At 72.1% G+C, this 10,116-nt stretch carries 5 protein-coding genes; 2 read left to right on the forward strand and 3 right to left on the reverse strand.

Annotated features, from left to right (window positions below; translation table 11 throughout):
• Positions 1-349 precede the first annotated feature (349 nt).
• From AB0N02_RS46955 to AB0N02_RS46965, 3 genes are all read right to left on the reverse strand, one after another.
• Positions 350-2,431, reverse strand: coding sequence for an EAL domain-containing protein (locus AB0N02_RS46955; protein WP_363961635.1), 2,082 nt, complete (start codon positions 2,429-2,431; stop codon positions 350-352).
• Positions 2,432-2,586: 155 nt separating this feature from the next.
• The gene (gene ligA, locus AB0N02_RS46960) at positions 2,587-4,962 is read right to left on the reverse strand and encodes an NAD-dependent DNA ligase LigA (RefSeq protein WP_363961637.1); all 2,376 of its coding nucleotides are present in this window, start codon (positions 4,960-4,962) and stop codon (positions 2,587-2,589) included.
• A gap of 199 nt (positions 4,963-5,161) precedes the next feature.
• The gene (locus tag AB0N02_RS46965; RefSeq protein WP_363961639.1) at positions 5,162-6,166 is read right to left on the reverse strand and encodes a methionine synthase; all 1,005 of its coding nucleotides are present in this window, start codon (positions 6,164-6,166) and stop codon (positions 5,162-5,164) included.
• Between the two features lie 192 nt (positions 6,167-6,358).
• On the opposite strand from AB0N02_RS46965, the gene AB0N02_RS46970 reads away from it, so the two are divergent.
• Positions 6,359-7,537: a S8 family serine peptidase gene (locus AB0N02_RS46970; protein WP_363961641.1), complete on the forward strand. Its 1,179-nt coding sequence runs from the start codon at positions 6,359-6,361 to the stop codon at positions 7,535-7,537.
• A 122-nt stretch (positions 7,538-7,659) separates the two neighbouring features.
• Positions 7,660-9,858 (forward strand): serine/threonine protein kinase, encoded by a 2,199-nt coding sequence (locus AB0N02_RS46975; protein ID WP_363961643.1) that lies wholly within the window; start codon positions 7,660-7,662, stop codon positions 9,856-9,858.
• The last annotated feature ends 258 nt before the right edge of the window (positions 9,859-10,116 follow it).

Consider the following 10,116-nt stretch of genomic DNA (forward strand, 5'->3'; position numbering starts at 1 on the left):
GTCGTGCGCGGAGGTGGGTGGGTGGTCCGGCCGGCGTATAAAAGGACCGAAACCACCGCGCCCGCCAGGCCGAAGGCCTGACCCCACCAGACCGCAACCAACAACGGCCGGCCGGACCACCCACCCACCGCAGCGCGAACCCACAAACACCCCAAGCCGCAGCGCGAACCCCACGGAACCCCGAACACCAAAGCGCGAACCCACCAGAGCACGAACCCCCGCGGACCCCTCAAACACCGGAGCGCGCCCCCTCAGACGCCCCCAAACCGCAGCACGAACACCACAACGAACCGCGAACAGCCCCGGCACTCGATCAAACCCACTGCCGTACCGCCCCAGGAAAGACGCCTCAGGCCGTCTGCGGGTCGAGGACCTCGCCCTGCCGCAGGAAACCCAGGTCGAGCGCGGCCTGCCCCCGGTGCTCACGAAGCCAGGCAGTGGCCTCGGGAGCGGACATAGGTTCGGCGAACAGCCACCCCTGGGCCATCTCGCAGCCCATGTCGGCCAGGCGGATCGCCACCTCGTCCGACTCGACGCCCTCGGCGACCGAGCGCAGCCCCAGGGAGCGGACCAGATCGATGATGGACCGGACGATCCGCTCGTCGTCGCCGGACTGGCCGATCCGGCGGACGAACGAGGCGTCGATCTTCACCTCGGAGACCGGGAGACGCTGCAGGCGCACCAGCGAGGAGTATCCGGTGCCGAAGTCGTCCAGTGCGAGCGGTACGCCGAGGGAGGCCAGGGCGCGGACCGCGTCGGCGGTGTAGGCCTGGTCGGTCATCAGGACGCGCTCGGTGACCTCCAGCTGGATCGCCTGGGGCGGCAGGCGGTACTGCGCCAGGCCCGCCTCGATGCGGTCGGGCAGGGCGGAGTCGAGCAGGTCGCGGGCGGAGACGTTGACGGAGATCTGCTCGGGCAGGCCGGTGTGCCACCAGTGGGCGGCCTGTTCGAGGGCCGCGTCGATGACGTACTGGGTCAGGTGCCGCATCAGGTACGACTGCTCCGCCATCGGCACGAACTCGCTCGGAGAGATCACTCCGCGCTCGGGGTGGCGCCACCGTAGCAGGGCCTCGACCCCGCGTACCCGCCCGGTGGTCAGGTCCAGTTTGGGCTGGTAGTGAAGCCGGAGCTCGGAGCGGTCGATGGCCCTGCGCAGGTCGCCGATGAGGTTGAGCCGTTCGGGGCTGTTGCGGTCCTTCTCGGCGACGTAGACCTCGACACCCGTACGGCCCTCCTTGGCGAGATACATCGCCACGTCGGAGCGTTGCAACAGCATCTCGAAGTCCTGCGCGTGGTCGGGGTAGAGGGCGATGCCGACGGAGGCGTCCAGGTCGAAGGTCATCCCCTCGAGCCTGACCGGTTCGGTGAGGGCGACCCGCAGCCGCGCGGCCACCTCCCGAGCCGCCGCGGCGTCCCTGATCGAGGGCAGCAGCACCGCGAACTCGTCGCCGCCGAGCCGGGCGACCACGTCGCCGGGCCGTATGCTGTGGGTGAGCCGGTGCGCCACGATCTGCAGCAGCCGGTCGCCGACCGGGTGTCCGAGGGTGTCGTTGACCTCCTTGAACCGGTCGAGGTCGAGCAGGAACAGCCCGACCCGGTCGCCCGCCCGCACCTCGGCGAGTGCCTCCTCGGTGCTGACCACGAGCATCTTGCGGTTGGGCAGCCCGGTGAGCGCGTCGTGCGTCGCCTGGTGGTCCCGGCGGACCGACAGCGTCGCGGTGAAATAGACCGCCGCCATCGGCGCGAGGAAGAGCGGCACCAGCGCCGGGGAGTCGTTCATCACGACCACGACCAGCGGGGCCAGGCCGAGCAGCCCGGCGTAGACGAGGCTCTGGTGGCCGATCGTGGTCCTGATCACCCGGTGGATGGAGCGCCGTTCGTGCAGCGCGACCGCGCCGGAGACCAGCAGCGCCCTGACCACGAAGTAGGCCAGCCCCGCCACCCCGATCGCGAGCAGGTCGGTCCCCCTGGGCACCCAGGTGATCTCCGGGAGCGAACGGCCGCCGAACACGCCGAGCACCGCCCCGGCCGCGGCGCAGGCCAGCGTCGCCTGCGCGATGTTGAACATGACCCGGTGCCACGCCTTGCGGGTGACGGCGCTGTTGACGACGATGCCGACCGCCTGCATCAGCACGGCGACCGGCAGCCCGTAGTGGAGCAGGGCGGCGAAGGTGAACATCGTCGACGGATAGGTGCCGCCGACCGTCATCGACGACGACAGCATCACCGGGCGCAGCTCACCCAGCACGACCAGGACCGCCAGCATCCAGAACATCGGGCTGCGGACGAGGTCGGCCAGTTGCGCCGGGCTGATCAGCAACTGGGCCGTCACGAGGGCGACGAACCCGATCGTGGTGACCCCGGCGAGATAGGCCCACAGGGGTGAGCCCACACGCGGCCCGGTGTCGCGTGTGTCGGTTGGGTCGGCCATGAGTAACAAAACCCCCATTAGTTCACTATGGGAGAGTACGGCCTCTGGGCCACTTCGCGAAACCGATTGCGCACGTTCCGTCACCGGCCTTTTGAACGGCCTTCACAGTACGGTCGCCGTCTCCCGTCGCCCCCGGTCCGGCCGCAGCTCTGCGGTCACCCCTCCGGCGTCACCGCCGCCTTCGCACCCTCCGGCTTCTCCGCCCCCTCGGAGGAACCCTCTTCCTCGGAACCCTCTTCCTCGGAACCCTCTTCCTCGGAGCCCTCCGCCGCCGCCTTCGCCTTCTTCGACGTCCTCGCGGCCTTCGGCTTCTCCGTCCCGGACTCCTCCGCCGTGACCTCGGGCCTCTCCGCCACCGCGTCCGCCGCCTCCGGGCCCTCGTTCAGCAGGATCCGGAGGCCGTTCTCGTCGAGGACCGGGACCCCGAGCTTGATCGCCTTGTCGTACTTGGACCCGGCGTTCTCGCCGACCACCACGAAGGAGGTCTTCTTCGACACCGAAGCCGACACCTTGCCGCCCCTGGCCGCCAGGGCCGCACCGGCCTCGTCACGGGTGAAGTCCGCCAGCGTGCCGGTCACCACGAAGGTCAGGCCCGCCAGCGTCTGCGGGAGCAGGTCCGTGGGCGGCTCGTCCTCCATGCGAACCCCCGCCTCCCTCCAGCGGGTCACGATCTCCCGGTGCCAGTCGACCTCGAACCAGTCGCGGATCGCGGCCGCCACCGTCGGGCCGACGCCCTCGACCGCGGCGAGCTCCTCCTCCGAGGCCTTGGCGATCGCCTCGATCGAGCGGAACTCGGCGGCGATGGCCTGGGCGGTCGGCGGGCCGATGTGCCGGATCGACAGCGCGACCAGCACCCGCCAGACCGGCTGGCCCTTGGCCCGCTCCAGCTCCTCCAGCATCTTCTCCGCGTTCTTGCTCGGCTCGCCGCTCTGGTTGGCGAAGAAGGAGACGATCTTGGGCTCGCCGGTCTCGGGGTCGGTCTTCGGCAGCCCGGTGTCGGGATCGCGGACGACCGACCTGATCGGCAGCAACCGGTCGATGGTCAGGTCGAACAGGTCGGCCTCGGTGCGGACCGGCGGCTCCTGCGGCGGCAGCGGCTGGGTCAGCGCGGTGGCCGCCACGTATCCCAGGCCCTCGACGTCGAAGGCCCTGCGCCCGGCGGCGAAGAAGATCCGCTCGCGGAGCTGGGCCGGGCACGCCCTGGTGTTGGGGCAGCGCAGGTCGGCGTCGCCCTCCTTCTCGTAGGCCAGCTCGGTGCCGCACTCGGGGCAGTGCGTCGGCATCGTGAACTCGCGCTCGGTGCCGTCGCGCAGGTCCACGACCGGGCCGACGATCTCGGGGATGACGTCGCCCGCCTTGCGCAGCACCACGGTGTCGCCGATGCGCACGCCCTTGCGCGCGACCTCGGAGCCGTTGTGCAGCGTGGCGCGCTCGACCGTCGAGCCCGCGACCACGATCGGCTCCATGACGCCGTACGGCGTGACCCTGCCGGTGCGGCCGACCCCCACCTGGATGTCCAGGAGCTTGGTGTTGACCTCCTCCGGCGGGTACTTGTAGGCGATCGCCCAGCGGGGCGCCCGGCTGGTCGAGCCCAGGTTGCGCTGGATCTCGATGCGGTCGGCCTTCACCACGACGCCGTCGATCTCGTAGACCGGGTCGTGGCGGTGCTCGCGGTAGAACTCGATGAAGGCGTTGATGCCGTCGAGGTCGTCGACGACCTTGTAGAGGTCGCTGACCGGCAGGCCGAACCCCCGCAGCCGCTCGTAGACCGCCGACTGGGTCGGGGGCAGGGCGGTGCCCTCCCACTTGCCGACACCGTGGACGATCATGTGCAGCGGGCGCTGCGCGGTGATCCTGGGGTCCTTCTGCCGCAGCGATCCTGCGGCCGAGTTGCGCGGGTTGGCGAACGGCGCCTTGCCCGCCTCGACCAGCTGCTCGTTGAGCTTGGCGAACCCCTCGACGGGCATGTAGACCTCGCCTCTGACCTCGACGAGGTCGGGCACGTCGTCACCGGCCAGGCGGTTGGGGACGTCGGCGATCGTGCGGACGTTGGCCGTCACGTCGTCGCCCACCCGGCCGTCGCCCCTGGTCGCGGCGCGGACCAGGCGGCCCTTCTCGTAGACCAGCGCGATCGCCAGGCCGTCGATCTTGAGCTCGCACAGGTAGGGCGCCGGGTCGCGCTCCACCAGCCGCTCGGCCCGCGCCTGCCAGGAGACGAGGTCGTCGGCGTTGAAGGCGTTGTCCAGGCTCTCCATCCGCTGCAGGTGGGTGACCGGGGCGAAGTCGCTGGAGATCGGCGCACCGACCTTCTGCGTCGGGGAGTCGGGCGTGCGCAGGGTGGGATGGGCCTCCTCGAGCTCGCGCAGCTCACGCATCCACGTGTCGTACTGGGCGTCGCTCACGGTGGGCGAGTCGAGCACGTGGTAACGCCAGTTGGCCTCCTCGACCAGCTCGGTCAGCTCCGCGTGCCGCTCCAGCGCCGCAACCGGCACCCCCTCGACCTCAGCGCCCATCGCCAGCTCTCCCCTCATCAACCCGATCGACACAAACGCTATCGCCGGCCACTGACAATGCGCGGCGGCCTTACCCGCACATGGACAACCCCCCGCCCCGGCCATGCGACGGCGACGGGGCGGCCCGCGGGCGGGACGGGCGGGTCACCCCGCCGCGCCCTCTTCGAAGGGAGTCCGGCCTCCGCCGGAGGAGGTGTCCGGAATCCTTACCGGAGGTTCACTCCCCAGGGTCCTCCCTCAGCACCCGGGCCGCCGCCCCGCACCTGGCCAGGGCCGCCCTGGTGTAGGCGGGCGAGGCCCCGGCCAGCCCGCAGGCGGGGGTGAGCACGACCTGCGAGGCCAGGGTGGAGGCGGGGAAGCCGAGGCGGCGCCAGAGCTCGACGGCGGGCCTGGCGACCACCCCGACGTCGGGCAGCGGGGCGTCCAGGCCGGGCACGACGCCGAGGAACAGCGCCGTCCCCGCCTCGATCGACTCTCCGATCGCGTCCTCGTCGCGCCGCCTGAGCAGGGAGGCGTCCAGCGAGACGCCCTTGAACCCCGCCCCGCGCAGGACGCCGAAGGGCACGGCCCCGGCGCAGCAGTGCGCGATCGGGAACGTCCCCGGGGGCAGCACCGCCCCGAGCCGTTCGGTGACGACCTGGACGTCGACCACGGGCAGCCGCCCGAAGCCCGAGGCGGTCGGCACCGTGCCCGCCAGGACGGCGGGCAGTCCCGGCTCGTCGAGCTGGACCACGATCTCCGAGGCGCCGGGCACCCTCTTGCGGACGTCCGCCACATGCGCGGCGAGGCCCTCGGCGTATGACTCCACCAGGTCGCGCACCGCGCCGGGGTCTGCGAGGGTCTTGTCGCCGTGGCGCAGCTCGATCGCCGCCGCGAGCGTCCACGGCCCCGCGACCTGGAGCTTGAAGGGCCCCTCGTATCCCTGGGCGGCCTCCTCCAGCCCGTCGAGGTCGCGCACGAGGTGGTCACGGGCCCGTTTGAAGTCGCGCCCCGGCCGGTCGGCGAAGCGCCATCCGGAGGGCTGCACCTCGACCGGGAGCTCGACCAGCAGCGAGGCGGTCCGCCCGATCATGTCGGCGCCGACGCCGCGCGCGGGCAGCTCCGGGAGGTACGGCAATGCGGGAACCTCGCCGAAGACGACCCTGACCGCCTCCGCGTGGTCCTCCCCGGGATGCGATCCGACGCCGGTCGCGGTCGCCTCGTCCCACGCGTACTCGCTCATGTCCGCTCCCCGCAGCTCTCGTCGAGACCCGGACGGCCGCCGCGCGGGCGGAGCCGCTCACTTCGCTCGTTCACGGCAGCCAGCTTAGGACCGCCGGATGCCGCCCCCCACCTGAGAAATCCCGTCGTGTCGTGACGGAACTTGATCGGGTTGAGTAGGGTTCTGCCGGTATTCACCGGGCTTGGGGGACGCATGGCGATCGGTCGGGCGCTCGTCGCGGTGTCGATGCTGGCGGCGGTCACCACCATGGTCACCGCCATGGTCACCGCCACGCTCCCGGTCACGGCCTCCGCCGCGGACCCCGCTCCGTGTTCTCCCCCGCGCGGCACGACGAGCATCGGTGAGCCGTGGGCGCAGCGGCGGCTCAGCCTGCCGGAGGTGTGGCGGCTGACCCGGGGCGCCGGGGTAACCGTGGCGATCGTCGACAGCGGGGTGGACACCGGGCACCCGCAGCTGACCCGGACCACCGCGACCGACCTCACCGGCACCGGGACGGCCGACTGCGTGGGCCACGGCACCGCGGTCGCGGGCATCATCGGAGGGGCCAGGCTCAAAGGGGTCCCCTTCGCCGGGGTCGCCCCCGAGGCGAAGCTGATCTCCATCAAGCAGACCGCCGACGGCACCGGGGACCTGGGCAGGCTGGCCATGGGCATCGTCCGGGCCGCCCAGCTCGGCGCCGACGTGATCAACGTCTCGATCCAGGCGAGCGACCAGCCCGACCTGCGCCGCGCGGTCGCCTACGCGCTGGCCAAGGACGCGGTCGTGGTCGCCGCGGCGGGCAACGTGAACAAGGCGGACGGCACCCCCGCGCCCGCCTACCCGGCCGCCTACCCCGGGGTCGTCTCGGTGGGCGCCGCCGGTCCCGACGGGGCCAGGAGCGACTACTCCAACACCACGACCCCCGTCACGGTGCTGGCCCCCGGCCAGGACATCACCAGCACCTGGCCCGGCCGCACCTACGTCGAGGACGAGAAGGGGACCAGTTTCGCCTCGGCGTACGTGGCGGGGGTGGCCGCGCTGGTCCGCGCCCGCTATCCGGAGCTGAACAAGGACCAGGTGCGCTGGCGCATCGCGCGGACCGCCGACGGCGCCTCGGGGGCGGGAACCGGCGCGGGCATGGTCAATCCGCTGCTGGCGGTCTCGGCGATCCTGGCCTCGGACGAGGTGGCGCTCGCCCCCCAGGAGCCGGTCCCGCTGTCGGCCGACGCGATACGGCACACGCCCGCCGGGGACGGCGAGAGCGCCTCCGTCGCGCTGTGGGTCGCCCTGTTCGGCCTCGCCGGGACGATCCTGGCCGCCCTCGGCAGGATCGTCGTCCCGATGGGACGCCGCAGGGAGTGGCAGCCGGGCCCCTTGGAGAACAACCCGTGAAAGACATGTGAAACGAGTGAACTTCACTGGTCAAATTTGCTTTGATAGCCCTAGATCAGCTTATGGAAGGCTTTATCGAAGTTTGAGGTGGAAGGATCGCAATGGGGGATTTCAACCCATTATTGACTGAAGATCCGGAGCGTGTAGGCGTCTACCTCCTCGTCGGACGCCTGGGCGGCGACCAGGGCCACGCCGTCTACCTGGGGCGTCTCCCCGACGAGGAGACCCTGCGGGTGATCCGGATTCTTCCTCCCCACCCCCACGCGGACCCCCGTGCTCGCGAGCAGATCACCAACCGGCTGCACGCGGCGAAACGGATCTCCGGCGCCCACACCGCCAAGCTCGTCGAGGTCGGCTGGTTCGACGACTCCCCCTACGTCGTCCGCGAGCACGTCGAGGGCCGCTCCCTGCGCGAGACGGTGGAGGCGGACGGGCCGCTGACCTCGGACGCGCTGGAGCGTCTCGCGGTCGGCACCCTCACCGCGCTCACCGCCGTCCACCTGGCCGGCCTCGCGCACGGCGCCCTCAACCCCGACACCGTGCTGCTGGGCGCCGACGGTCCCCGTGTCTGCGACATCGGTCTGGGCGTCAGCGGAAGGGAACCCGACTACCACGCCCCCGAACTGGTCCACGCGAACCTCACCGGCGGCGCCGCCCCGGCTCCGGGCAAGCCCGCCGACCTGTTCGCCTGGGCGGCGACCATCGCCTACGCCGCCACCGGCCGGGCGCCCTTCGGCGGGGACCCGCAGGCTGTCCTCAACGGCTCCGCCGACCTCGGCGGGCTGCCGCCCGAGCTCACCGCCCTCCTGACCGCCTGCCTGGACGGAAGGCCGCAGGAGCGCCCGGACGCCAAGGCCGCCATGCTGCGGCTGCTCGGCGAGCAGCCGGTGATCCGGATCACCGGGGACGACCTTCCGCAGGCCGTACCGCGGCAGCCGGGTGCCGCCGCCGTTCCGCAACCGGCGGAGGCTTCCGGCTGGGGTGCGCCGCCGCTTCCGCGTGAGGCCGCGTCCTCGGCACAGACCCCCATCGTGCTCCAGGTGGCCGCCGGCGGCGAGCGCGGCAGGACCGGCGGCTTCCCCGTCGTACTGACCGCCTCCGTCGGCGTGGTCGCCCTGCTGGCCGGACTGGGCCTGTGGGCCGCCGGGAACTACACCTCGCTGGGCAACGTGGAGCGGGCCGCCGCCGACGGGACCGTCTCCGACAGGCCGCTGGCGCTGGTCGAGCAGTCCCAGGGCGGCAACCCGTATCAGTCACAGGGCGGCGACGGCCAGGGCCAAGGACAGGGACCGGGACAGGGCACCGGGGACGACCCGGCGGGCAAGGTGACCGTGCCCTGGGGCACCACGCCCGAGGCCCAGGTCCCGGACGTCGGGCCGCTCCAGCTGGCCACCGAGGACCCGACGGCCGAGCCGCCGGTGCCGACGCTGACCTCCTTCGCCTCCCCGCCCGTCACCGTGCCGACCCTCCCGGCGACCCCGGCCCCACCGACCAACGTCCCGCTGCCGCCGGCCGCCACGCCGACGGCGGAGGCGAGCCCCCAGTCCTCGCCGGCCACCAGGCCGACCAGGAGGCCGACGGCGACGCCGCCGGTCGACCCGTCACCGGCCCCGACGGCCTCTCCCAGCCCGACGGTGACCGTGACCGTGACGCCCACCCCGGCGCCGAGCGGGAGCCCGAACCCGACCGAGGTGCCTCCCTCCGCGGCGCCGACGGCGACCTCGACCGCCCAGCCGAGCACCAGCCCGAGCAGCGGCCCGAGCCTCGCCCCGACCGCGCCCGTCAAGCCCTCCCCCAGCCACACGCGGAACTGGAGGCCGACGGCGACTTCCACGCGTCCCGTGCCGACCACCGTGCCGACCACCGAGGCGTCCGCCACCCCGCCGGCCAAGCCGGCGATCGAGCCGTCCGCCCCGGCGACGTCCAAGCCGAGCTGGGTCGCGCCGACCCCGCCGCCGACCGTCAAGCCGACCCCGACGGCGCCTCCGGCCCCGCGCGCCAACCCGTACACGCCGCAGAAGGTCTGCGGGGCGGGCTACTACGTGCAGCGCTCGGCGTCCTTCGCGGGCGGGATGACCTACCAGCTCTACAACTCCTCGACCGGCTCGAACTGCGTGGTCACCATGAAGACCACCGACGTCGGCACCGCCACCTCCGTCTGGGCCACCCTTGAGGTCCAGAACGGCGAGAGCAAGACCGACCGCGGCAACTACGAGTACTACGCGGGCCCGGTCATCCTCACCGCCAAGGGCAAGTGCGTGCGCTTCACCGGCGGCGGCCCCGCGGGCAACACGGGCGCCGGATGGGCCAACTGCGGCTGACCTGGTCGCGCCCGGGAAACCACGCGGTCCGAGAGTCGCGGAGCCCGAGTTCGGGACCCGCGCGGAAAGGCTGACGGCCCGTCCTCGGAAAGCGAAAAGCCTGGAAGAAGAGGAAACCCCGAAAGGGAACTCGAAAGAGAGAAGAAGGGCCCCTTCCCCTCGTGGCAGATTCCAGGGGTCGTTGCAACACGGCTTGTTAACTGGCTTCGGCCAGGAGCTTAGCGAGGCGCTCGGCTGGGGTATCCCAGCCGAGCGTTT

The sequence above is a fragment of the Streptosporangium sp. NPDC051022 genome, assembly GCF_040683035.1.
Lineage (GTDB): Bacteria > Actinomycetota > Actinomycetes > Streptosporangiales > Streptosporangiaceae > Streptosporangium.

Bases quoted from the DNA above. Each gene is read 5' to 3' on its own strand.
- AB0N02_RS46955 (WP_363961635.1), bottom strand. From the start codon at position 2,431: ATGGCCGACCCAACCGACACACGCGACACCGGGCCGCGTGTGGGCTCA.
- AB0N02_RS46965 (WP_363961639.1), bottom strand. From the start codon at position 6,166: ATGAGCGAGTACGCGTGGGACGAGGCGACCGCGACCGGCGTCGGATCG.
- ligA (WP_363961637.1), bottom strand. From the start codon at position 4,962: ATGAGGGGAGAGCTGGCGATGGGCGCTGAGGTCGAGGGGGTGCCGGTT.
- AB0N02_RS46970 (WP_363961641.1), top strand. From the start codon at position 6,359: ATGGCGATCGGTCGGGCGCTCGTCGCGGTGTCGATGCTGGCGGCGGTC.